Source organism: Microbacterium sp. NRRL B-14842, assembly GCF_050470785.1.
In genome coordinates this window covers 1-24,292 of the sequence record NZ_JBFLUM010000008.1, presented here as the reverse complement: position 1 = coordinate 24,292, position 24,292 = coordinate 1, and the positions used below count along the sequence as shown (strand labels likewise).

At 70.5% G+C, this 24,292-nt stretch carries 18 protein-coding genes and 3 pseudogenes; 8 read left to right on the top strand and 13 right to left on the bottom strand.

Annotated elements, in window-relative coordinates; genetic code table 11:
• Nucleotides 1-101: 101 nt before the first annotated feature.
• From AB1285_RS17365 to AB1285_RS17355, 3 genes and pseudogenes are all read right to left on the bottom strand, one after another.
• Nucleotides 102-251 (bottom strand): hypothetical protein, encoded by a 150-nt coding sequence (locus AB1285_RS17365; RefSeq protein WP_429977545.1) that lies wholly within the window; start codon nt 249-251, stop codon nt 102-104.
• 10 nt (nt 252-261) lie between these two features.
• Nucleotides 262-1,527: a right-handed parallel beta-helix repeat-containing protein gene (locus tag AB1285_RS17360; protein WP_429977546.1), complete on the bottom strand. Its 1,266-nt coding sequence runs from the start codon at nt 1,525-1,527 to the stop codon at nt 262-264.
• 228 nt (nt 1,528-1,755) lie between these two features.
• A pseudogene (locus tag AB1285_RS17355) lies at nt 1,756-1,851 on the bottom strand (hypothetical protein); the annotation flags it as partial.
• A gap of 30 nt (nt 1,852-1,881) precedes the next feature.
• Here AB1285_RS17355 and AB1285_RS17350 point away from each other — a divergent pair.
• A complete protein-coding gene (locus AB1285_RS17350; protein WP_429977547.1) occupies nt 1,882-2,178 on the top strand; it encodes a hypothetical protein in 297 nt (98 codons plus the stop codon).
• 904 nt (nt 2,179-3,082) lie between these two features.
• Here the strand turns inward: AB1285_RS17350 and AB1285_RS17345 are convergent.
• The 7 genes from AB1285_RS17345 to AB1285_RS17315 all read right to left on the bottom strand — a co-directional run bounded on the left by AB1285_RS17345 (nt 3,083) and on the right by AB1285_RS17315 (nt 13,622).
• Entirely contained in the window at nt 3,083-4,435 is a 1,353-nt protein-coding gene (locus tag AB1285_RS17345) for a polysaccharide biosynthesis tyrosine autokinase (protein ID WP_370428391.1), read from the bottom strand.
• Between the two features lie 55 nt (nt 4,436-4,490).
• Nucleotides 4,491-5,798 carry a hypothetical protein gene (locus AB1285_RS17340; protein ID WP_370428392.1) on the bottom strand — a complete coding sequence of 436 codons (1,308 nt, stop codon included), beginning with the start codon at nt 5,796-5,798 and terminating at the stop codon, nt 4,491-4,493.
• 11 nt (nt 5,799-5,809) lie between these two features.
• Nucleotides 5,810-10,537 (bottom strand): PKD domain-containing protein, encoded by a 4,728-nt coding sequence (locus AB1285_RS17335; RefSeq protein ID WP_366237372.1) that lies wholly within the window; start codon nt 10,535-10,537, stop codon nt 5,810-5,812.
• Between the two features lie 77 nt (nt 10,538-10,614).
• Nucleotides 10,615-11,148, bottom strand: a complete 534-nt coding sequence (locus AB1285_RS17330; RefSeq protein ID WP_187663191.1) for a DUF4352 domain-containing protein — start codon at nt 11,146-11,148, stop codon at nt 10,615-10,617.
• 196 nt (nt 11,149-11,344) lie between these two features.
• On the bottom strand, nt 11,345-11,962 hold the full coding sequence (locus tag AB1285_RS17325) for a hypothetical protein (RefSeq protein WP_187663190.1): 618 nt from the start codon (nt 11,960-11,962) through the stop codon (nt 11,345-11,347).
• Nucleotides 11,959-12,678, bottom strand: a complete 720-nt coding sequence (locus tag AB1285_RS17320; protein WP_363444774.1) for a CDP-alcohol phosphatidyltransferase family protein — start codon at nt 12,676-12,678, stop codon at nt 11,959-11,961. The genes AB1285_RS17325 and AB1285_RS17320 overlap by 4 nt, the downstream gene beginning before the upstream one ends.
• Complete coding sequence (locus AB1285_RS17315) at nt 12,669-13,622, bottom strand: glycosyltransferase family 2 protein (RefSeq protein WP_363444776.1); 954 nt, start codon at nt 13,620-13,622, stop codon at nt 12,669-12,671. The genes AB1285_RS17320 and AB1285_RS17315 overlap by 10 nt, the downstream gene beginning before the upstream one ends.
• Before the next feature lie 187 nt (nt 13,623-13,809).
• On the opposite strand from AB1285_RS17315, the gene AB1285_RS17310 reads away from it, so the two are divergent.
• Both AB1285_RS17310 and AB1285_RS17305 read left to right on the top strand, forming a co-directional pair.
• Nucleotides 13,810-15,807, top strand: a complete 1,998-nt coding sequence (locus AB1285_RS17310; RefSeq protein WP_232089169.1) for a glycosyltransferase — start codon at nt 13,810-13,812, stop codon at nt 15,805-15,807.
• A 43-nt stretch (nt 15,808-15,850) separates the two neighbouring features.
• Nucleotides 15,851-17,191 carry a phenylacetate--CoA ligase family protein gene (locus AB1285_RS17305; RefSeq protein WP_429977471.1) on the top strand — a complete coding sequence of 447 codons (1,341 nt, stop codon included), beginning with the start codon at nt 15,851-15,853 and terminating at the stop codon, nt 17,189-17,191.
• Nucleotides 17,192-17,200: 9 nt separating this feature from the next.
• Here AB1285_RS17305 and AB1285_RS17300 read toward each other — a convergent pair whose 3' ends face one another.
• Nucleotides 17,201-18,220 (bottom strand): glycosyltransferase family 4 protein, encoded by a 1,020-nt coding sequence (locus AB1285_RS17300; RefSeq protein WP_187663187.1) that lies wholly within the window; start codon nt 18,218-18,220, stop codon nt 17,201-17,203.
• A gap of 152 nt (nt 18,221-18,372) precedes the next feature.
• On the opposite strand from AB1285_RS17300, the gene rfbA reads away from it, so the two are divergent.
• Genes rfbA through AB1285_RS17285 form a run of 3 tightly spaced genes read left to right on the top strand, consistent with a single transcriptional unit; the run spans nt 18,373 to nt 21,658 of the window.
• Nucleotides 18,373-19,245, top strand: a complete 873-nt coding sequence (rfbA, locus tag AB1285_RS17295) for a glucose-1-phosphate thymidylyltransferase RfbA (protein ID WP_187663186.1) — start codon at nt 18,373-18,375, stop codon at nt 19,243-19,245.
• Entirely contained in the window at nt 19,242-20,240 is a 999-nt protein-coding gene (gene rfbB, locus AB1285_RS17290) for a dTDP-glucose 4,6-dehydratase (protein ID WP_187663185.1), read from the top strand. The genes rfbA and rfbB overlap by 4 nt, the downstream gene beginning before the upstream one ends.
• Nucleotides 20,240-21,658: a sugar nucleotide-binding protein gene (locus tag AB1285_RS17285; protein ID WP_370428941.1), complete on the top strand. Its 1,419-nt coding sequence runs from the start codon at nt 20,240-20,242 to the stop codon at nt 21,656-21,658. Before rfbB ends, AB1285_RS17285 begins: the two co-directional genes overlap by 1 nt.
• On the opposite strand, the gene AB1285_RS17280 is transcribed toward AB1285_RS17285, so the two are convergent.
• A complete protein-coding gene (locus AB1285_RS17280; protein WP_232089168.1) occupies nt 21,655-22,833 on the bottom strand; it encodes a glycosyltransferase in 1,179 nt (392 codons plus the stop codon). The two genes, AB1285_RS17285 and AB1285_RS17280, sit on opposite strands and share 4 nt — an antisense overlap.
• Nucleotides 22,834-22,999: 166 nt before the next feature.
• On the opposite strand from AB1285_RS17280, the pseudogene AB1285_RS17275 reads away from it, so the two are divergent.
• Nucleotides 23,000-23,454 (top strand): annotated as a pseudogene (locus AB1285_RS17275) (adenylyltransferase/cytidyltransferase family protein).
• Nucleotides 23,455-23,466: 12 nt separating this feature from the next.
• On the opposite strand, the gene AB1285_RS17270 reads toward AB1285_RS17275, so the two are convergent.
• The gene (locus tag AB1285_RS17270; RefSeq protein ID WP_187663182.1) at nt 23,467-23,859 is read right to left on the bottom strand and encodes an SIP domain-containing protein; all 393 of its coding nucleotides are present in this window, start codon (nt 23,857-23,859) and stop codon (nt 23,467-23,469) included.
• Nucleotides 23,860-23,963: 104 nt separating this feature from the next.
• Here AB1285_RS17270 and AB1285_RS17265 point away from each other — a divergent pair.
• Nucleotides 23,964-24,292 (top strand): annotated as a pseudogene (locus tag AB1285_RS17265) (ABC transporter substrate-binding protein); the annotation flags it as partial.

Sequence of the window (24,292 nt, the reverse complement as noted above, 5' to 3'; positions counted from 1 at the left end):
GACCGACGTGAGCTGATAGCGGAGCTTCTCGTCCGTCCTCACGTCGTCGCTCGTGGCCACGGCGTTCACGAGCACGGCGCCGCTACCGAGATCGGTGAAGGTCAGCAGCGACGGGATCGTCGTGAGCAGCGTGTAGAGGCGAAGCTGCCGACGCCCGCGTCTCCGATGATCATCCGCGTCGTGAGAACGCCGCAGACCAGCGCGATGACCATCGTCAGCGCGCGGGCGCCGACAGCGAGAAGAGAACCCATACCTAGATCGTCACCGCGGCAGGGCTCCCAGCGTCGCGCTGTTGCCGGGGAGTCGCGATACCGAGGCGATATCCGCCGGCACGGGGACCGCCACTGCGGCCTGACGCTGCGCCTGCGCGGGCGCCAGCACGTACGTGGCGGACACCACGGAGGCTCCCTGCACGAACTGCGAGCGGCGGTCCTGACCCGTCGCCGCGGTGAACGCCGCGAGGGTGTCTGCCACCGCCGGATCCCGCGAGACGGATCCCTTCGACAGGCCGAGAACCATCGGGGCCGTGCCGGGGGCGGTGCGGTGGTAGAGGTTGCCGTTCACGCTCGACATCATCTGCGCACCGGTGAAGGTGGTCGAGTAGTCCTGTACGCAGACCAGGCAGTTGCCCGCGCTCTCCGCCATGACGTTGTTGGACATCACGGTGTTGCGCACGATCCACGGCGCCAGCGGCGCGAAGCGCGTGCGCGGATCGTGGCCCGCCGCGTTCGGGTCGGAGGCTCGGCGACCGTCCTGACCGATGCTGACGTTCCGGTTGGCGTTGCCGACGAAGGTGTTGTTCCAGATCTTCACGTTGCCGGAGTTCAGGACGAACAGCCCGAAGTCGCCGTTGCGGGCGATGATGTTGTCGGCGACGACCGCCCGCTCCGAGAGCTCGACCATGACACCGTGACCGGTGTTGCCGATCACGTCGTTACCCGTGAAGACGATGTCGATGACCGATTCGTCGAACCACGGACCACGACCGGCGTTCCCCGTGAACGCGCTGTCGGTGACGGTCACTCCGCGCGTCCGGGTGACCTTGAACGCGCCGGACACCGGGGAGTGGTTGAAGCGCTCGGCGTTGTTCCCGACGGAGAGCATCTGCTTCACCTTCAAGCCGTCGGCCTGGGAGGCGCCGCCACCGAGGAGACCGTTGCCGATCAACGAGACGCGCGTCAACGTCGTCCTCGGCGCCCAGGAGTAGAAGCCGGTCGTCGAGTTGTCGCGGATCGTCACGTCGGCGAGCGTGATGTCGCTCGCTGCGGCGATGACGGTCCCCATCTGGGGCACGCTGGTGGCGTACCGGCGGATGCCGATGCCGCGCACCTCGGATCCGGCGGACCGGATCGAGAGCGCCTGGGTGAGCACGCTCGCCTCCACGGGCTTGCCCGTCGGGTCGGTGCCGATCACGAGCCGCTTCGCCCGATCGTCGACGAAGAAGGTCCCGGCGACGACCTGCGCGGCGGAGGCGACCTCCCGCAGCTGCACGCCCGCGACCCACACCTGGTCCGGATGCGCGGCCATCGGGTGCGCGGGATCGACGAAGCGCCACTCCGGCTGGGTGTTGTCGGGCGCTCCCTTCGTGTACGTGGGGCTCGAGTCGAGCGCGGTCCCCCAGCCGTCGACCGTCCAGGTCTTGCCTGCGGGCTTCCAGCCGGTGACGGTCCTCGCGCCGTCCATCCAGACCGCCTCGTTCGGAGCGGGCTGGATCGTGACGCGCTTCTGCGGCGGCACGACGATCTCCTCGTGGTAGGTGCCACCGCGGAGCACGATGGTGCCGCCGTTCGGTACCAGCCGCAGCGCGGCCGCGATCGTGCGCACCGGCGAGCTCTTCGTACCGGCAGCGCCGTCCGATCCGCCGGCGCCGCGTAGATCGCGGTGGCGGGTGCCGGGTACGACAGCGACCCCGGGGCGGCGGCGCCCGGCTTCCCGCGGACACCGGCCGGGGTGGCGGGCGGAGCGGGTGTCACCGGGGTGGTCGGCGTCACCGGGGGAACCGGAAGCGGGTTCGGCGCGGGAGCCGGGTTCGGCGCGGGGGCGGGAGCCGGCGTCGGCGTCGGCGTCGGAGTCGGAGTCGGAGTCGCGACCGGCGCGGGCGCGGCTGCGAGCACGTCGTCGATCGCCAGCGGGACGGCGGCCTTCGCTCCGGAGGACGTGTACAGCGCGAAGCCGTAACCACCCGCGGCCGTGATCCGCGTGGCCGAGGAATCGGCGTGCGTCACCTGCCACGCGGACGGCTCGTCCCCATCTGCCGCCCAGGCCTTGGCCGCGAGCGTCACCGGACTGGTCCCGGTCACGTCGAGGGCGACGCGCAGCGACATGCCCGTCGTCACCGGGAAGGGGAGTCGTCGCTCGCTCAGGTTCTGCACAGTGGTGAGGTCGGTCATCCGGACCACGGACACGTAGGCGGAGCCGTCGGGGTGCACGCGGAGACGCACACCGTAGGAGTCCTTGCCGACGATGCGGACGGCCTGGGCCAGGTAGAGCGGACCGCCGACGGGGAGGGCAGGGACCGTCACCGTGTAGCGGCTCGACACATCCGCCGCGGTCACCCCGGCCACGGTCGCCCGCGCCGTGATCCCGGGCTTCCTGCTGGCGAGCATCGCCTGCCCGTTCCCGACACTCGACGCACCCTCGACGACACGCCAGGCCCCGACGGGAGAGGCGCCCCAGCCGGAGGCGACGGTGCGGTTCATCGGGTCGGAGAGGAGGGGACCCGCAGACGCTGCCGCCGGTCGGGCCGAAGGCGAGGCGGCGGCGACCGCCGCGGAGGCCGGTGCGGCGATCAGCACTCCGGAGAGCGCGACGGCGACGCCCAGGGCACCCGCGAGCAGGCGATGGCGACGCCGTGGCGCCGCTGGCGATGAGAGACGAACAGGGAACGGAAAGGACACGATGTCACCGTTTCTGGGGTGGAATACACGATCACCCACGCTTCGCCGCAGTTTCAACCCCGGCGACAAAGTGCGAGCCCCCCTCGCAACCCATGAAGAATAACCGCCCGTCTGGACGATGGCAAACGATTCGAGCCCTTCCGCCGATATGCTGCACGCCTCCCCCCGGGAGGACGGCGGGTCGCTCACTCGCTGTAGTACTCGCTGCGATGCCGGTCCGGACGCGCACGGTTGAGGACCGTGCCGAGGATGCGGGCGCCGCCCGATTCCAGCGATTTGATGCTCTTCGCCAGTGCCGCCCGCCGCGTCTTGGTGGCGTCGACGACGAGGATGACACCGTCCGTCTGGGTGGCCAGGAGGTTGGCGTCCGCGACGCTCAGCGTCGGGGGCGAGTCGATCACGACGTAGTCGTAGTCCGCCGCGGCGAAGTCGAGAAGCTGTGCCATGCGCGCCGACGTGAGCAGCTCGGCGGGGTTCGGCGGGATCGTCCCGGCAGGGAGGATGTCCAGCGTGGTGTCCGCGACGCGGTGCTTGGCCACCTCGAACTCCACCTCGTCGAGCAGGACGCTCGTGAGTCCGACCGAACCGTCGATGCCGGCGTGCTCGTGGGCACGCGGGCGGCGCATGTCGGCGTCGATGAGCAGGACGGAATTACGGAGCGCGGCGAGGGTCATCGCGAGATTCACCGACACGGTCGACTTGCCCTCGGCGGGCATACCGGAGGTCACCAGCAGCACCTTTACCCGGGACGACACGTTCGCGTACGCGAGCGCCGACCGGATGCGGCGGAACTCCTCCGAGGTGTGGCCGAGCGGCTCCTGGGCGACGGCGATTCCCCGCGCCTCCAGCAGCGGCGACTTGGAGACGACGCCGAGCACGGGATCCCCGCCGGCCTGCGTCAGCGCCTCCTCGTTGCGGACACGGGTGTCCAGCACACCGATGAGCACGGCGGCCGCAAGGCCGAGCACGCCTCCGAGGAAACCGCCGAGGGCCGCGTCCCTGGGCTTGCTCGGAGTGAACTGGAACTCGGGGACGACGGCGTCGTCGATGACCTCGGCGGTGATGGTGGACTCGCCCTGCGGATCCTTCGGAGCGACGTCCTTGACGACCGTGATGAGCTGCTCGGCGACGGCGTTCGCGAGCTCGGCCGCAGCTTCCGGGCCGTCCGTGATGCCGGTGATCCGCAGGGTGACGGTGCTCTGCGGGATGGTCACCTCGATGTCCCTCGCGAGCGCGCGGGGCGTCGTGTCGAGCTCGAGCTCCTCGATAACCGGATCGAGCACGCGCGAGCTCGTCGCCAGCTGGGCGAACGACAGCATCTGGCTCTGGGTGTACACGGAGCCCTGGTTGAGGTCCGAGGCGCTCGTGCCCTGGTTCAGCGCGAAGTACAGCGAGGTCGTCGCCTGGAACAACGGCGTCTGCAGCGACGCGTATCCGTACGACCCCGCGGCGCCCACGACGCCGCACAGCACGATCAACCACCAGAACTTGCGCAGCGAGCCCGCGATGACACGCAGGCTGACCCGGCTCTCGGCCATGACTCCCCATTCCCCCTGAGGTCTCGATTCTAGAGGAGCCATCTGCACGGCCCGTTCACGTCTGCCGCACCTGTGGAGCGGGTCCGGTCGTCGCCGGCGGTGACGCCGTCCCGAGATCCCGCAGGAAGGCCTCTTCCGCGGTGGTGGATCGCGTTCCGGCGTCGCGCGCCCAGGTCACCGCGAGCCCGACGCAGAACCACAGGAACATGCTGTACTGCGTGATGAGGGCGACGACGACCAGGCTCGGGAGCTGTCCGACGACGGCGAGGGCGGCGGGACTCCGCGTCGAGCGCCGCACGGCCATCAGCGCCGCGCAGACGACGGCCGCCATGATGAGCAGGGTCGGCACGTACCCGTACCGGAGGAGCGTGAGCACGAGGGCGTTGTCCACCGACCGGGCGAAGTATCCGAGGTAGTAGTCGCCGGAGACGAGGGAATGCCAGTCGCCGGGGTTCCCGAACAGTTGCACCTGTTCCAGGAGGACCAGCAGGTCCGTGCGGTAGTCGGCGCTGCCTCCGGCCTCGTCCCCCGCGGCACCGAAGACGGAATCGATGACGGGGATGACGATCGCGGTGCCGATCACCCCGGCGACGGCCACCGTCACCCGGAAGCGCGTCGAGACCCCGACGATGAGGAAGGTGGACAGGAGGAGTGTCAACACCAGTGTGAGCAGGCCCGCCCGACTGAATGTGAAGACCGTGGCGGTGGCGATGAGCACGATGCCGGCGATCTTCGGGAACAGTCGCCATCGTGTCGCCACGACGAACGCGGAGGACATCGCCAGCGCGGCGCCGAGCGCGATCGAGTGCCCCCACGCCCCCTCCGCACGCAGCACCCCGCCGCGCTCCTGCAGCGGGCTCCATGTGTCGTACACCACGCCGGACCCGGGAATGAGGACGAAGGGGTTGAAGGAGGTGAGGAACTCGACGACCGCGAGAGCGGCGGCCACGATCGCCACGACCGCGATCGTCGAGGTGACCCACTCGGTCGTCATGCGAGCGAGCACCACGCGCCCCCAGATGTAGGGGATCACCCACTCGAGAAGCGATGCCACGAGGGAGGCCAGGTCGACCGCGCCGAACCCGTACAACCCGACGACGACGAGGACGAACGCGGCGACCCAGGCATCGGCCGCCCGCAACGGCACCACCGACCAGTTCACGATGATCAGCAGGACGGTGAGCAGGGTGATCGCCGCCCAGTAGAAGCTGATGTTCACCCCTACCCAGAGAGGCACGAAGAACAGCACGACCGCCCACACGACGAAGGCGGTACGCGGGAGCAGCCGGAGTGCGAACACGACGATGGCCACTGCCGCGATTCCACCGAAGGCGAGGAGCGCGATCGGGACAGCAGTGGCCATGCGTCAGGATCTTACTGCGGTGCGGTGACGCGGAACGAATCGAACGACACGCCGAGCGGCGCGGTCGCGCTGCCAGAGCGGTTGCCGCTCAGTCCCACCGCACCCGCACCCAGGGGTGCCGCGTCGGTCGTGGTGATCTGCCAGGCTGCCGGCTTCGTCGTCTCCGTCGGCCAGAACTTGGCGGAGAGGGTCGCCGACGTCGTCCCCGTCACGGACACCTCGAGGTTGTACGAGGTGTTCGCGGCCCACACCAGTCCGGGCACGGCCTGCGTGCGCAGGACGGTCCCTTCGCGGTGCACGACGAGCCAGACCGTGCCGTCAGGACGCAGCCAGGCGCGGACGAAGTACTTCCCGGCCGCCGACTGCCGCGCGATCACGCCGACATAGGCGCCACCCGCGGCCGGGGCCTGATCGACCCGGAACTGCGTCTCGAGCACCGCATCGGCGACGGACGTGGTGTTGAGCGTCGCATGCCGGGTGTCGCCGGCGATGAGGTTCAGCTTCGCCTGGCCGTCGGCGACGGTCGCCGCCGCCTGCGAACCGCCGGCGATCGTCCACGCCCCGCCGACCGTGGCGGTGCCCCAGCCGGGCCCCGCGGTGCGGTCGAAGCCGTCGTCCGCCACCGGAGCCGGCTGCGGCTCGGGTTCGGGTTCGGGTTCGGGCTGCGGGTCGACGGGAGGCGCCGTCACGGTCACCGGCTTGCTGGTGGTGTGCGTGGCGCCCTTGTCGTCCTTCACCGTGAGGGTGACGGTGTAGGTCCCCGCCGCGGTGTAGGTGCGGCTGGTGGTCGCACCGGTGCCGGTCGTCCCGTCGCCGAAGTCCCACGCGTACGAGGCGATCGTGCCGTCGGAGTCGGTCGAGGCGCTGCCGTCCACGGCGACCGTGAGGTTCGTCGCGGTCGCGGTGAACGCGGCGGTGGGAGCGACGTTCGCGGGCTCCGGTTCGGGCTGCGGCTCGGGCTCCGGCGCCGGCGTGCCGAGGTTCTTCAGCGTGAAGTCGTCGAAGCTGGCGAGGTTGGTGCCGGTGCCACTGCCCGACCGGTAGGAGAACACCGTCGGGGCACCGGCGACCTGCAGAGCCGGCGTCGCGTCCGTCGTGGTGAGCTGCCAGTTGGCGGGCTCCGCAGACCCCGCCGCCCACAGCTTGGCGCGGATGGTCGTGGTGGACGACCCGGTCGTCTCCATCAGGAGCGAGAACGAGCTGCCCGCGCTCCAGGAGAGACCGGAGACGGCGGTGCTGGCGATCGCCGTGCCGTTGCGGTGGATCACGAGCCAGGTGGTGCCGTCAGGACGGTGCCAGGCGAGAGCCCGGTAGCCCGAGGACCCGGAACGCCGTGCGCCCAGACCTTCGTACGCCGCCCCGGAGGAGGGCCCGGAGGCGAGCGTGTAGGTGATCCGCGCGGACGTGTCGAGAAGGGACGTGCCCTGCAGCAGCATCTCCCTTGTGTCACCGGGTGCCAGGTTGACCTTGCCCACGCCGTCGCCGACGGAGAGCGCTGCGGCGGAGCCGCTCATCGGCGCCCAGGTGCCGCCCTTGTCGGCGGCGCCCCAGCCGCTGGACACGACACGACCGAACGCGTCGGACGCGGCGAAGACCTGCGCGGTCACGGTCACGGTCTTCGTGACGGCCTTGGACGCGCCGAGGCTGTCGGTCACGGTGAGGGTGATGTCATGCGCGCCGGCCGCGGCGTACGTGTGGCCTGCCGTGGCCCCGGAACCGGCGGGAGACCCGTCGCCCCAGTTCCACGAGTAGGACAGCGTCGCGCCGTCGGACGCACTCGATCCGGCTGCCGAGACGTTGACGCTCAGCCCCGACGCGGTCGCGGTGAAGGCGGCGACCGGGTCGGCATGCGTCGCCTCGACCTGTCGTGTGGTCGACGCGCTCCCGCCGCGGTCGTCGGTCACCGTCAGGGTCACCGTGCGGGTGCCCGGCGTGGCGTAGACGTGCGTCGCGACCTGACCGGTCGAAGTGGTGCCGTCCCCCCAGTTCCATGCGTAGGAGGCGAGGGAGCCGTCGGAGTCCGTCGAGGCGGACGCATCGGCCGAGACCGACAGCCCGTTCGCCGTCGTCTCGAAGGCCGCCGTCGGCAGGACGTTCGGTGCCTTCACCACGACCTGCTTCTCCGCCGTGGTGGCGAGTCCGTTGCTGTCCGTGACGGTCAGCGCCACCGTGTAGGTGCCGGACGCCTCGTACGTGTGGCTCGTCGTCTTGCCGGTGGCCGTCGCCGAGTCATCGCCGAAGTCCCACCGATAGCCGGCGATCGTCGCCGAGCCCGCGGGCGCCGAAGCCTCCGCGTCGAACGCGACGGCGAGGTCGGTCGGCGTGGCGGTGAAGGCAGCGGTCGGGGCCTGGAAGCCCTTGCCGATTCCGTAGTGCGTCTTCACCTGGGTCGCCGTGAGGGCGAACGGGTAGACCGCGACCTCATCCAGCGCCCCCTTGAAGTACTTGGAGCTCGGCTCGGACGGCCATCCGGCGAGGTTGTCTCCGCCGATACGCCAATATCCCGTGTAGTTCTCCGCCGTGGTGGCCCCCGCGAGCGACGACACGAGCTTGCCGTCGACGTAGAGCTTCATCCCCTCCGCGCTCTGCGACGCGACGGCGTGGTGCCACTCGTTGTCGTTGAGCGCGGCGTCGTTCTGGACGGTCTGCGTGCTGCCGTTGTACGTGCCGAAGACGAGACGCCCGTTGTTCGTCATATAGAGATGACGGTCGTAGCTGGTCGACTCACCCGACGCCGCGGCGCCGTAGCCCATCAGCTTGCCGCCGCTGGTGGTGTTGGTCTTGAACCAGAGCTCGGTCGAGAACTCGGACGGCGCGGCGATCTTGCTCCCGGAGGCCACGCGTCCCGCGCTCGTCCCGGTGAAGGTCGAGGCGCCCGTCGCCGTGTTCTCCACCCCGGAGGTCGAGGCGGTGACGCCCGTGCCGAACACGGGGGTGTTGGACCCGGCCCAGTCCTGCGCGGCGGTGCCGAGCGGGTAGTAGAGCTGCGGGCCGTCCGCCGTGACGGCGTTGACGTAGTTCGACACGGCACCGGCCGCGATGGTCACGCTCATCGCCTGGCTGGAGACGGAGTTGCCCGCGCTGTCCTTCGCGACGACGGTGTACTCCTGCGTCGATCCGGGAGCTGCGGTCTTGTCCTCGAGGTTCACCGAGGGGCGGTCCCACCAGGTGCCGCGGGCGGTGGCGGTGGCCACCGGGGCAGTGGTGCCGGTCCGACGCAGTTCGTAGGTCAGCGTGAGGTCGTCACGGTCCCAGTTCGCGGGGATCGAGATCCGCGCGCGTCCAGGGATGAACGACTGCGCCGTGCCGGTCCAGTTCGCCCCCGACAGCCGAGGGCCGTCCTTCGCGCCGCCGGGCGGGTTGGTGGAGAACCGCACGAGTCCCTCGAAGCGGCCGTTGTTCACGGAGCGGAACTCGCCGCCGATCGAGATCATGTTCCCCGCACCGGTGATCGAGAGTCCGGCCTGACCCATGCCCGTGGTCACGCCCACGGCCCAGTCCGGCGTCCAGGCGTAGGCCGAGGGCGCCGGCGTCCCGGCCCAGTTCTTGTACGTGCCTCCGGCGGCGGGCTGGTTGCCCAGCAGACCGCGGGCGTCGGCGGTGTACGCCTCCGAGTAACGGTGCGTGCGCGGATTCTGCTCGGGGTGCATGCCCATGGTGCTGCAGGCATGGGTGTGGCTGGTGGTGTAGACCGTCTTGCCGGTCGAGTAGACGCCGTAGTGGTCGCCCAGGCAGTCCGCGATCCAGCGGACCTGACCGCTTCCGGCCTCGGCCGCGAAGGTGCCCTCGAGGTTGCCGGTGGCCGCATCCGCGTAGACCCAGCCGGTGCCGTACACGGCGTTGGCGTCGGCCGCGAGGCCGAAGATCCCCGCCTTGCCCGAGTTCGCGCCCGTGTTCGAGCCGTTCTTCACCGTCTGCGGCAGCGCCCATCCGCTGTCCACCGCGCCGGTCGTCTTGTCGAGCGCGACGGTGCCGCGCATCGTCAGGTCGCCGTTGACCTGGGAGAAGCGGCCGGCCGCGATGACGTTCTGACCCGCCGGGTCCATCACCATGGCGTCGACCTGGAGGTCGGTCTGCGGCGCCCAGCTGAGCAGCGCGCCGTTCGTCGCCGAGAAGGCCGCGAGGTTCTTCCGCGGGGTCGCGTTGCCCTGCGTGAAGAGACCGCCGACGTAGACGCTCGAGCCCGAGGTGGCGAGGGCGTACACGCCGCTGCCGCCGATCGAGGGCGAGAACCCGGGCACCAGCTGCCCGGTCACGGCGTCCAGCGCGGCGAAGTTCCAGCGCGTCTGGCCGTTGACCGAGTTGAAGGAGCCGCCGATGTAGATGCGGCTGCCGTCCGGCGAGGCGGCGACGGCCTTGATCACGCCGTTCACCTGCGGTGCGAACGAGAGCAGCTGACCGGTGTTGATGTCGTATGCGAGGACGTTGGACCGGGCGGTGAGGCTGGTCCCCGGTACGGCGAGCGGCGCCCTGGCGTTGTCGAACTTGCCCACCGCGTAGACGGTCGACCCGATCGTGGTCTGCGACCACACGTAGCCGTTGTCGATCTGCACGGTCGGAATCGGGTCCGACGTCACGACGTCGTCGTTCCGCTGCAGCAGCGGCGGCGGCGTCGACGGCGAATCCGCCGCCGCGGCCCCGGTCGCCCCCAGCGTGGTCATGCCCGTGATCAGCAGCGCCGCCGTCACGACCGACGCGAGTGCGCTCAGCGCCCGCCTCGAAGTGGATGTCTTACCCATGTTGCTCCCCAGCCCCAGATTTCTCTTCTTCGAAAATGTCACGTACGAGACGCGGTGAAAGTCGTCGCGCCCACGGCTCAGGAGAGCTCGCCCGCGAAGGTCGCCACCGGCTCGCCGGCGGCGTAGTTCACGCTGATCTTCACGGCGCGACCCTTCGTGGGGTCGAGCATGAAGACGTAGGTTCCCGTGGCCTCGTCGCCGGCGGCCAGCTCTCCATGGAGAGGTTCGTTCGGACCCGCGGTGGTGGCCACCCCGACGTCGCCGTCGTCCGTGACGAGGCTGACGACGGCGGAGTCGATGCTCTGCGCCCGCTTCGAGTCGTTGGCGACCTTCACGGTCACCACGACGGCGGAGCCGGCATACTCGCCCGGCGTCTCGGGGGTGACCTCGGTGGTCGAGATGTCGTCGACGGTCACGACCATGTCGGTGGACAGCGCGATCTCCGCGTCCAGCGCACCGCTCTCCTCGGTCAGCGCGGGGGCCTCGGTGGGCCCCTGGGCGTCGGGATCGGCCGGCGGCGTCCAGTCGGTCGTGCTGGTGCCCTCGGGCTCCGGCGACGCCGCGGTGTCCGGTGCCGCCGTGCATCCGGCGAACACGAGCGCGAGCGCCACGACGGGCGCGATGAAAAGCGCACGGCGTGCGCGTGATGAGCCGTCCCCAGAACGGCATGCTGAAACAGTGAACACTGCAGCTCCCCAGAACCCAGATCCCCAGCCGGAGCCCCCTCGGCTCCGGTTTCCCCCCAGCCATGCAGAACACGGCGTCGGCTAATGGTAGTGCGGACCGTGGAAAACCACAACCCTCCGGTCAGGAGGAGTGTCGGCGCTGTCTCCCGAGCTGCCCGCCGATCGCGTCGACGGCCTGCTCGACCTCGGAGAGGGTGCCGGCATGACCCCGACTCCCGTGCCGATCCGCGATGGAGGCAGGGTCCTCGACGGAGCGACGACCGAGGAGACGCCGGAGCCCGCCGCCGCGACCCGGCGAGCCGCTGAGGGGCACCGCACGCGTCCGTGCCCGGTCGAGGTGAGCGACGTAGTCGGCGATGACATCGGAGCCGCCGGGCGCGAACCCGACGCCGAGGTGCGCGGCCTCACGCAGCGTGAACATCCGGTCGCGGTGCTCCGGCGCCGCCCGCACCAGCTCCCCTCGGAGATCGCGCGAGGCGGTCAGCACGAGGTCGGCTGCGGCCAGCATCTCCGGGGTGACCTCGCGGGCTCGATGCGCCTGCGCCCGTGCCCGCCAGTCCTCGTCGGCATGCCGCGACGCGACGTCGGCGCAGATCGGGTCTCCGTCGTTGGCGCGCACGCCGGCGCTGCGCACCGAGAGCGAGGAGCCCTCCCCGAGCCGGCGCCGCAGCTCCAGCTCGGCCAGCGGCGACCGGCAGACGTTGGCCGCGCACACGATGAGGATCGAGCCGCCGGTCATGCCGGGTCACCGAGCCTTCCGATCTCGCGGAACCACTTCACCGCGGCGAGCGCGAGGAACAGGACCGCGGCGGCGCAGAGCGCGCTGTACGCGACGAGGAATCCCGGCGTCCAGCCCCAGAGGACGAAGACGAGGCAGACCAGCCCGAAGTCGGTCGGCAGCAGCATGAGCGAGCGTCGCAGGGTGCCTCCGCCGCGTTCATGGGTGGACGCGACGGCGTGCTTGCCCTTGAGGAGGTCGTTCAGGAGCATGCCCGAGAACGTGGTCGAGGCGACGATGCTGAACACGATCGGGATCAGCAGCAGCGCCGGCGACTCCGGAAGGACCCGGTACAGGCCGATCAGCACCGCGAGGTGCAGCGACGCGATCTTGAGCGTGTCGATGAAGTGGTCCAGCCACTCGCCCTGCGGGCTCCCGCCGCCGCGGAGCCGCGCGACCTGACCGTCCGCGGAGTCCCACGCATAGCCGAGGACGAGGAGGAGCGCGATGAGCAGCCCGAGCGGCACCGTGACCGGGGCGAAGGCGATGAGGCCGATGGCGGCGAACGAATGGACGGCGCTGATGATCGACACCTGGTTCGGCGTGAGGCCGAGCCGGAACGCCAGCGCGGCGAGCACGCGTCCGAGCCTGCGGTTCACGTAGACCGAGTAGGCGGGGGCGCCGCGGGCATGGCCCTTCTGCGCCCTGGCGAGCTGACGGTAGGCGTCTACGACCATGACGTTCCCTTCGATTCCGTGCCGGACAGGCGCGCGATCCGTCTGGCCTCGCGCACCCCGCGGACGTAGGCGCGCAGCGGAGCGGCGGAATGCAGCAGCTGTCGGCGGCCGCCGCGGAGGATCACCTCGCGGGCGGTACGGGGTATCGACCGGCGCCAGCGGTGCACGGCCTCGTCGTCGAGGTGCCGGACCGCGTACAGCATCCGGTTGCGGATGTTGTAGAAGTAGTAGCCCTCCGACTTCGCCCTCGCGAGCTGGGGTTCGGCGCGCTGCGTGCCGCCCTCGTCGTGCACGGCCGTCGCCTCCTCGACGAGCACGAGCGTCCCCCCGGCCGAGACCACCCGGCGCGAGAAGTCGACGTCCTCCCAGTAGAGGAAGTACTCGTCGTCGAAGCCGCCCGAGAGCGCCCACACCTCGCGGGTGATCCACAGGCAGGCACCGCTCAGCCACGGCTCGTAGGGGCGCGCGTCGTCCGCCCGGCGTTTGCGACGCGCCCGCATCGTGCCGTCGTCGAGCAGGAGGTCGATGCCGGCGAACCAGGTGCGTCCCTCGGAGTCGGTGATCACCGGCGAGGCGAGGGTCGTGCGCGAGGCCGCGGTGACCGCGGCCAGGCGCGCCAGAGACGCACGGTCGATGTGCGCGTCCGGGTTGATCACGAGGACGTCGGTCGCGCCGTCGGCGAGCGCCCGCGCGACCCCGATGTTGACGCCGCCGCCGAATCCGCTGTTCGTCTCGGGGGTGATGAGGGTCCATCCGTGCGCCTCCGCGACCGCGACGGCGGCCTCGCGCTCCGCGGCACCGGCCCAGTTGTCGACGACGACCACCAGGGCCTCCTCGTCGACGGCACGAGCCTCGCGCTCCACGAGCACCAGGTTGCGCTCGAGCAGCCGCGCCGAGGCGTAGTTCACGACGACGACGGCCAGCCGTCCGTGCACGATTGACACGCGATCCTCCCCCCGGATCCGCCCACACGGTCCGCTCGGGTCGCCGGTCGAATTCCCCAGAGTCGCGACCGGCGTCGACTCCCAGGACACCGACTATACGCCAGAGGCGGCTCGGCGCACCCGTCGTTCACGGTACGATGAGCCGGCGCGGGGAGACAGGCGCACGACTGCCATGGGGATGAGGCGGATGACGAGGGGACCGGGGACGGGCGACGCGATCGCCGTGACGATCGGCGTACCCACCTACCGACGGCCGGAGCTGCTGGCGGCGCTGCTGCGCGCACTCCCTGACCGGATCGCGGAGTGTGCGGACCTCGGCGTGGACGTGGAGGTGCTGGTCGTCGACAACGACGCCGCGGGCTCCGCGCGCGAGGTGGCCGCGAACGCCGCCCTGCCCGTCCGGTACGTCGTCGAGCCGACGCCGGGCATCGTGGCCGCGCGGAACCGGCTGCTGGACGAGTGCGCCGACCGCGACCTGCTCGCCTTCATCGACGACGACGAGGTCCCCCGTGCCGGCTGGCTCTCGGCGCTGATCACCACCTGGCGCGCGTTCGACGCGGATGCCGTCATGGGCCGCGTCATCTCCGTGTTCGACGACGACGTCGATCCCTGGCTGCTCGCATCCGGCACGTTCCGTCGTCCGCCCCGCCCGACCGGGACCGTGCTCTCGGTCGCCGCGGCGGGGAACCTGCTGCTCGACCTCCGAGCGGTGCGCCGCTTCGGCGTGCGCTTCGACCCGTCCCTCGGGCTCGGCGGCGGCGAGGACACGCTCTTCACCCGCGAACTCGTCGGCCGAGGCGGCCGCATCGTCTGGTGCAACGAGTCCGAGACCGAGGACCTCGTCGTCGCCGCGCGCCTCAGCCGCGCGTGGGCGGCGCAGCGGGCGTTCAGCTCGGCCAATGCCGGTACCCGCATCGACCTGCAGCTCACCCGAGGGAGGCTGCGCCGCGGTCTGCTCCGGGTGCGCTCCCTGATCGGTGGGATCGCCCGGATCGTCGTCGGTGCAGCACGTCGAGCCTTCGGCGCCGCGACCTCGAACATCGCCCATCACGCCCGCGGCACCCGCCTGATCCACCGCGGCCGCGGCACCATCGCCGCCGCTCTCGGCCGCCGCTACGACGAATACCGTCGCCCCTCGGAGGACAACACGATGACCGAATCCGCGTCGAGCATCCGCGTGATGCAGTCCCTCGGCGCCCCGCGCCCCACGACGAATCCGTACAACAAGATGCTCGACGAGGCCCTGGGGACGACGGAGGGCCTGGAGCATCTCCGGTTCTCGTGGAAGACCGCCCTCTTCGGCCGCTACGACGCCTTCCACTGGCACTGGCCCGAGGCCAAGCTCCACGGATCGACCTGGTGGAAGTCCACCGGCAAGTTCCTCCTCACGGCGGCCCTCGTCGCCAGGCACCGCCTGTCTCGACGTATCGCCGTGGTGCGGACGGTCCACAACATCGAGCTTCCCGATGACAACGCGCCACGCTTGTGGCTGCTGCGGTCCATCGATCGGCACACCGACTATCGGATCGTCATCAACGAGACGACGCCGCTCCCTCCGGGCACGCCGCACAGCCTCATCCTGCACGGTCACTACCGCGACTGGTACGCCGCGTTCCCCTCCGCCGAGCGTGTGCCCGGTCGGCTGGGATCGTTCGGCGGGGTGCGTCGTTACAAAGGGCTCGAAGGGTTCATCGACGCCTATGCGGAGGCGGTGACGATCGAGCCGACGTTGAGCCTGAAGATCGGCGGTCGCCCCTCCACCCCCGAGCTCGGCGACGACCTCCGTGAACGGACGTCCGGTCTCCCCGCCGTCGAACTGCACCTCGACTTCCTGAGCGATGCCGAGCTCGTCCAGCTCGCCACCTCCTCCGAGCTGATCGTTCTGGCCTACCGCTTCATGCACAACTCGGGCAGCGTCCTCGCCGCCCTGTCGATGGCACGGCCCGTGCTGGTGCCGCGGAACGAGGCGAATGAGGCGCTGGCGCGCGAAGTGGGCGCCGAGTGGGTGCTCCTGTACGACGGCGACCTCGACGCCGCAGCGGTGGTCGAGGCCTGGCGGGCGGCATCGACGCTGACCGGGGCACCCGACCTCTCCCGCCGCGAATGGGCGGACGCCGGCCGTGCCCACCGGGACGCCTTCCGCGAGGGCGTCGCACACAAGCGTCGGCGCCGCCACCGCGTCTGACCCACCCTCCCACCCGCCCGCTCAATGACGAGAGGCTCCATCCATGTCCGCATCACTGAAGGGCGCGTTCTTCCGCGCCAAGGCCGCGACCGTACGGGCGAGAGCGGGAGCCTTCCACCGTGAACTCCTCTCGAACGAGCACTTGGCCCCGGCCGAGTTCGCCGGTATGCAGAACAGGCTCGCTCGGGACATCGCGGCGTTCGCCATGGACTCCTCCGCGTTCTACGGCGCCCGCTACCGGGAGCTCGGCGTCCGCCCGGATTCCCTGACCGATCCGGAAGCCTGGGCGTCGTTGCCGATCCTCGACCGGGCGACCGTCAAGCAGCACGCGGCGGAGATGCGCACGCCCGAGGCGACGGAAGCCAGTGCGCGACCTGCTCTGACGGGCGGCAGCACGGGAGAGCCCCTCGCCACCCTCCACGACGCCAGGGTGCCGGCTCTGGCCCTGAGCTGGAGGATGTACTCCTGGTGGGGGATCGAGCCGTACGACGACCTCGCCCGGGTCGGTCGCTGGAACTTCGGGCGGCTGGCGACCATCAAGAACGACCTCGCCTGGTGGCCCACCACTCAGGTCTACCTCGACGCCGGTCTGATCTCGGAGCAGACGATGGAAGCGTTCCATCGACGACTCACCGCGACGCGACCGCGCCTGATCGAGGGGTACGTCGGAGCGATGCTGGAGTTCGCCGATTTCCTGGAGCGCCGGAAGCTGAGCGTCCCCATCCCGAAGGCGATCGCGACGACGGCGGCGCCGCTCACGGCCTCCGTCCGCGCACGGCTCGAGTCGGTCTTCGGCGCTCCCGTCCACGACGAGTATCGCGGTTCCGAATTCGGATGGATCGCCGGGGAATGCGCTCATCGCGACGGTCTCCACGTCTTCGCCGACGTCCGCCGGGTGGAGGTGGTGGACGAGGACGGGGCCCCCGCAGCCCCCGGCCAGCTGGGTGACCTCGTCATCACGGATCTGCGCAACAGGGTCTTCCCGCTGATCCGGTATCGCACCGGCGACAAGGGCATCCTGCGATCGGAACCCTGCCGCTGCGGCAGTGCCCTCCCGCTCATGGAGCAGCCTCAGGGGCGGACGACGGACATGATCCGTCTCCCCAGCGGTACCGTGCTCGCGCACCGCCTCATGGGGATGTTCGCCGCACACCCGGAAGCCGTGCGTCTCTTCCAGATCCACCAGCTCGCCGATCACTCGATCACCATCCGCGTCGTGGAGGGTGACGGCGCGGAGGCGCGGAGTCAGATCGAGAGCGCGGTCGCCGCACTGCAGGAGCGGATCGCGAACGAGGTGCCGGTGCGCACCGACTTCGTCGACTCCCTGCCCTACACGGGCGGCAAGACGAAGTACATCATCAGCGACGTGCCCCCTTCGGTCTGAGCGTCGACGTCAGCCGTCCGCTCGGAGACCGCGGACGAGGGCGTCGACCATCGTCGCGGTCGTGAAGCGGCGCTCGACCTCGATCCGGCCCTGCCGACCCAGCTCGGCGGCGCGGTCGGGATCGTCCAGCATTCCGAGCAATGCTTCCGCCAGCACCTCCGGCTCCTCCGGCGGGACGAGGACACCGGTGCGGGCGCTGACGTAATCGCGCATGCCAGGGGTGTCCGAGACCACCACGGGGCGGGCCGTGGCCAGAGCCTCCAGCGCCACGGTCATCCCTGACGCGTGGAGGTTGGGGCGGGTCGCGGTCACCACGACGCTCGCGGTCGCGTACAGATCGCGGAGCTCCGTGTGCGGCAGCCGACGCACGAGCCGGACGCCCTCCGGAGGCGGCAGCGCGGAGGGCGACTGCACGACGACGTCGACTCCCGGGCGCGCAGCGAGGACCAGGGCGAGCGCGGCGTACAGCGTCGCGGGATCCCGGTCGCGATCGTTGCCGGCGCTGACGATCCGGGGTCGGGCGGCGGGTGGCCGCGCGCCGAAGAACTCGTGGTCGATCCCGAACGGCACGACGAAGATGCGGGGCGCGTCGGCCCCGAGGAGCCGTTGCAGGGGCACGACCTGTGCCTCGCTCAGCACCCAGAGCGCCGTGGCCGCCCGCAGCATCGCCACCAGTCGACCGGGTGCAGCGCCGGCCGCCGCCATGTCGGTGAGCCAGATGACGCCAGCGGCGTACCGCGTCCGCGGCCGCAGGATCTGCAGACGATAGGCGGTGTTCTCGTCCCACGCGATGGCGAACCCGGCACGGGGCCGCGGGCCGACGCCGGCGCGTGCGCGGAGCCGTGCGATCCGGCCGGGGTCGGGGAGCTCATCGACCTCCACGACGGCGTGGTCGCGAAGAGCGTCCAGCCCGTAGGGCCAGACGCTCGGAACCTCTCCCCTGGCGTGTGCGCGCGCCCAGGCGGATGCCGACTGCTCGGCACGGTGCGCCCAGGTGACGGACAGCGCCGGGCTGTCCTCGGATCCCACGAGGCCCACTATGGACCTCGGCCCGGGCGGTGTAAAGGGGGAGTTCTCCGCTAGAGTCGAGCGTACGACTGTGGGGGTCGTCGGACGGCAGGGGATGGCCGTCCTCTCAGTGACGCCGCCACGAGCATCGATGTTTCACGAGGGGGACATATATGAAGGGCATCATTCTGGCGGGCGGCTCGGGCACGCGGCTGCACCCCATCACGCTGGGGGTCTCGAAGCAGCTGATCCCGGTCTACGACAAGCCGATGGTGTACTACCCGCTGTCGACCCTGATGCTCGCCGGGATCCGGGAGATCCTCATCATCACGACGCCGCACGACGCCGCGCACTTCGAGCGGCTGCTGGGAGACGGCTCCCAGTTCGGCGTCTCCCTGTCCTTCGCGCAGCAGGAGTCGCCGGACGGCCTCGCCCAGGCGTTCACCATCGGCGCGGACTTCATCGGCGACGACAGCGTCGCGCTGGTCCTCGGCGACAATCTGCTCTACGGGCCGGGCCTCGGCACGCAGCTCAAGCGCTTCGCGGACATCGACGGTGGCGCGGTCTTCGCGTACTGGGTGGCGGAGCCGGAAGCCTACGGAGTCGTGGCGTTCGACGCCGACGGCCAGGCCGTCTCCCTGGAGGAGAAGCCCGCCGCCCCGCAGAGCAATTACGCGGTGCCCGGCCTGTACTTCTACGACAACGACGTCATCGAGATCGCTCGCAACCTGGCGCCCAGCGCTCGCGGGGAGTACGAGATCACGGACGTGAACCGGGCCTACCTCGAACGGGGCAAGCTGCAGGTCGAGGTCCTCCCCCGCGGGACAGCGTGGCTGGACACCGGGACCTTCGACCAGATGACCGACGCCGCCGACTACGTGCGTACGATGGAGCGCCGCACGGGGATGAAGATCGGCGTGCCGGAGGAGGTCGCCTGGCGTCAGGGCTTCCTCGACGACGAGGCGCTTCGGACGCGCGCGGAAGCCCTCGTGAAGTCGGGCTACGGAACCTACCTGCTCGGACTGCTCGAAAGGGGCGCTCGATGACCCGCCTGCTCGTGACCGGCGGCGCCGGCTTCATCGGATCGAACTTCGTGCACCACGTGGTCGCGCACACGGACGCGCACGTGACCGTGCTGGACAAGCTCACCTACGCCGGCAACCGCGCCTCGCTCGCGGGTCTCCCCGCCGACCGGGTCGAACTCGTCGAGGGGGACATCGCCGACGCCGCGCTCGTCGACAGCCTGTTCGCCCGGACCGACGCGGTCGTCCACTATGCCGCCGAGTCCCACAACGACAACTCGCTGCACGACCCACGGCCGTTCCTCGACACCAACATCATCGGCACGTACACGCTGCTGGAGGCCGCCCGTCGGCATGATCGCCGGTTCCACCACATCTCCACCGACGAGGTGTACGGAGACCTCGAGCTCGACGACCCGGCACGGTTCACGGAGCAGACGCCGTACAACCCCTCGTCGCCGTACTCGTCCACGAAGGCCGGCAGCGACCTGCTCGTGCGCGCCTGGGTGCGCTCGTTCGGCGTGCAGGCGACGATCTCCAACTGCTCGAACAACTACGGCCCGTACCAGCACGTGGAGAAGTTCATTCCGCGCCAGATCACGAACGTGCTGCGCGGGATCCGACCCAAGCTGTACGGCGCCGGACAGAACGTGCGCGACTGGATCCATGCCGACGACCACTCCTCGGCCGTCCTCACGATCCTGGAGAAGGGCGAGATCGGCCAGACGTACCTGATCGGCGCCGACGGCGAGAAGGACAACAAGTCCGTCGTCGAGCTGATCCTCACGCAGATGGGCCAGCCCGCCGACGCCTACGACCACGTCACGGACCGCGCCGGTCACGATCTGCGCTACGCCATCGACTCCACGAAGCTGCGCACCGAGCTCGGCTGGGCGCCGCGGTTCTCCGACTTCGAGTCGGGCCTCGCCTCCACCATCGAGTGGTACCGCGCGAACGAGGACTGGTGGGCGCCGGCCAAGGACGCCACGGAGTCGTTCTACGCCGCCCGGGGGCAGTGATGACCGCGTTCGGCAAGGCGCTCACGATCACCGAGACGCCGATCCCCGGCCTGCTCCTCGTCGACCTCCCGGTGCACGGCGATGCCCGCGGCTGGTTCAAGGAGAACTGGCAGCGCGAGAAGATGGTCGCCGCCGGCCTTCCGGACTTCGGTCCCGTGCAGAACAACATCTCGTTCAACGACGCGATCGGCACCACCCGCGGCATCCATGCCGAACCGTGGGACAAGTGGGTCTCCGTCGCCACCGGCCGGATCTTCGGCGCCTGGGTCGATCTGCGGGCGGGCGAGACCTTCGGGCGCGTCTTCACGGCGGAGATCGACCCGTCGCGCGCCATCCTCGTGCCTCGCGGCGTCGGCAATTCGTACCAGACGCTCGAAGCGGACACCGCCTACACCTACCTTGTGAACGACCACTGGTCGCCGGACGCGGCGTACTCCTTCCTCAATCTCGCCGACGAGACGGCGGCCATCGCGTGGCCGATCCCGCTCGACCAGGTCGAGATCTCCCCGAAGGACCGGGCGCATCCTCGACTGGCCGACGTGACCCCGATCGGCCCGCGGAAGACCCTCGTCGTCGGGGCGTCCGGTCAGCTCGGCCTGGCGTTGCGGGCGGCTCTCGGGGACGCGGAGCACGTCGAGTACACGACCAGGGAGACGCTCGACCTCCGCGACCCCGAGCTGGCCGTCGCACGGCGCTGGCGCGACTACGGGACGATCATCAACGCGGCCGCCTACACGGCCGTCGACCACGCCGAGACCGCGGAGGGGCGGGCCGAGGCCTGGGCGGCGAACGTCACGGGCATGTCCGCGCTCGCCCGCATCGCGACCGAGAACGGCCTCACGCTCGTGCACGTGTCCAGCGACTACGTGTTCGACGGCACGAAGGACGGCCCCTACACGGAGACGGACGAGGTCCGTCCGCTCGGTGTCTACGGGCAGACGAAAGCGGCGGGGGACGCGATCATCGCGACCGTGCCCCGTCACTACATCCTGCGCACCTCCTGGGTGATCGGCGACGGCCGCAACTTCGTGCGGACGATGGCCTCGCTGGCGGAGCGGGGCGTCGCGCCGCGGGTCGTCGGCGACCAGATCGGGCGGCTCACCTTCACGGCGGACCTCGCCGCGGCCATCCGGCACCTGCTCGACGTCTCGGCGCCGTTCGGGCTCTACAACGTGACCGGGGGCGGCGAACCGCGCTCCTGGGCCGACATCGCCCGCGCGGTCTACCGGCTGACCGGGCACGACCCGGCCGCGGTCACCCCGGTGACGACGGAGGAGTACTTCGCCGACCAGGCCGGACCGATCGCGCCGCGTCCGCGCAACAGCGTCCTGGACCTCGCCCGGATCACGGCCACCGGCTGGACGCCGAGGGATGCGGATGCGGCCCTCGCGGACTACCTATCCGCCGACGACGCCTAGAGCTCGCCCGGCTTCATCGCCTCCGCGTCGATGGCGCGGATGATGCGCAGGGTCGCGGTGTCCGGCTCCGGCTCACCCGCCGCCTCCCGCTCCTCCCGTCGCCGACGGGGCGCGTACACGACGAGCGAGTGGAAGAGGAAGCGGGCGAAGAACGCCACGACGAGCGAGAGCGCCGTGGCGAGCACGCTGGAGATGTGCCACGTCTCGACCATGAGCGCCATCACCGGGATGCGCAGGGCCGCCTCGACGTTGTTGAACGTGAACGAGGCCGCGAAGCGTGCCGCGGCGCTGCGGGCGTCGGTGCGCATGTCCGCGAAGACGAACCGCTCCTGCAGCAGGAAGTTGCCCACGATCGTGACCTCGGCGCCGATGATCGCCGCCCACACGTAGGGCACGCCCGCGGCGGTCAGCGCCCACATGATCGCGAGGTTCGCGATGGCGCCGAGGACGCCGATCGCGGCGAACAGGGACATCTTTCCGAAGCGCAGCCGTGCCAGGTGGGCGATGAACGTGGCCCCCTGCCGGAGGCTCGCCTTCGAGGTACCGTGGCGGCGTTCGCCGAACTCCATCGGGACCTCCGCGATCCGCAGATCGGTGCGGGCGAGGATCTCCAGGAGGATCTTGAAGCCCTGCGGCCGCAGGGCAGCGAGATCGAGTCGCCGCCGGTCGACGAGGAAGAACCCGGTCATCGGATCGGTGCTCCGGGCGAGCCGCCGCGGGAACATCGCGCGGGTCAGCCAGGTGGCGGCGCGGGAGACGCCGAAGCGCACGGCCGTCCCGAGGCCGCTGGTGTCTCCGCCGCCGATGTAGCGGGAGGCGGCGACGACGTCCGCGTCGCCGTCCGCGTACCGGTCCAGCAGGGTCGGCAGGAGCTCCGGCGGATGCTGGAGGTCGCCGTCCATCACGATGCAGACGTCGCCGTTCGCGGCCCCCAGGCCGACGACGACCGCCCCGCCGAGGCCCCCGACGTTGTCCGCGCGATGGAGCACCCGGACCGCGATCGGGGCGTCGGCCGCGAGGCGCTCCACCTCGGCCGCTGTGTCATCGGTGCTGTCGTCGATGAAGAGGATCTCGGCGTCCCGTCCCGCCAATGCCGCCGCCGTCCGCTCCACGAGTTCGGCGACGTTGTCGCGCTCGTTGTACGTCGGCACGATGACCGTGACCCCTGCCCCCAACGTGGTCCCCTTCGTTCCGCAGCCCCATCGGCTCCGGCATCCATCGTTCCATGGGTTCCTATGGGCCGCAGGACATGTTCCTGCTAGAGTGTCGTCTGCGGCTGTGGGAGTCGCGACGAACGGGTGGGGATCCGTTCGACTGGGGAATGATCGATCTGGGGAGATCATGGGGACGCGTATCGGCTATGCCGTCGGAGCTTTCGACCTGTTTCACGTCGGGCACCTCAATCTGCTGCGGCACGCCAAACAGCACTGCGACATCCTGATCGCCGGTGTGGTGAGCGACGAGATGCTGCGTCAGGTCAAGGGGATCGAGCCGGTCATCCCGACCGCCGAGCGTGCCGAGATCGTGCGGCACATCTCCTTCGTCGACGACGTCTACGTCGAGACGACGCCGTCGAAGATGGACTCCTGGCGCGACGTGCGCTTCACGCACTTCTCAAGGGCGACGACTGGCGCGGCACCGAGAAGGGCCTGCGGCTGGAGAGCGAGTTCGCGGAGGTGGGCGTCGAGGTCGTCTACTTCCCGTACACCGCGCACACGTCGAGCTCGGCGCTCCGCCGCGCGCTCGACGCGATCACCGCGAACGCCACGGCGTCGGTGGTCGGCGCGACCCGCTGAAGCCGGCGTCGGTCAGTTCGCGACGCCGAGGAGGCTGCGCGCCATCCGCGCCACGTGCGGCGGGGTGTGCGGGCCGAGCCACACCGTCCAGTGCTCCGGGGGCTCACTGCACGTCCACTCCAGGCACCACGCGTAGACGGCGTTCGCGAGACGCTCGCCGCGGGCATGGGCGCGCGGCCCCTCGGCGCGCAGGAGCCAGCGGACCGAGACCCCCTGGGGGACGTCGATGTGCCGGAACTGGATACGGGCCGCCGCCTCGATGAGGATGACGCCGTGCGCATCCCACGGGAGCCGGGACGCGACGCGGGCGATGGCTCCGACATCGGCGGCGTCCCCGGCGATGAGGACGGCTCCCTCCATCGCTTCCCAGTCCGGATCCTCGAGGTGCTCGCACGCGATGCTCATGCCTCCACTATAGGTAAGGCTACCCTTACCATCAAGCCGTTAGTCCTCCGCGACGGCGCTCGTCAACACCTTTACCGGACGGCGCCACGCGTCATCCTGAGTCCGTGAGCAGTGAGAGGATTCGACGCACGCCCGCCGGACGCCGCCTGGTCGGCGCCCTGGTCGGCCTGATCGTGGCCGCAGCCCTGAGCGGGTGCGGAGCGACGGTCCCCGCAGACCCGGACGGCACCCTGGACCGAGTCACGGGCGGAGAGCTGCGGGTCGGCACCTCGCCCGACCCCGGCCTGGTCGAGACAGACGGCGGCCGGCCCCACGGGCCGGTCGTCGCCCTCGTCGACGGCTTCGCCGCGAGCCTGGACGCCCACGTCACCTGGACGGTCGCGACCGAGGAGAGCCTGGTGGGCATGCTGGAGACCGGCGACCTCGATCTCGT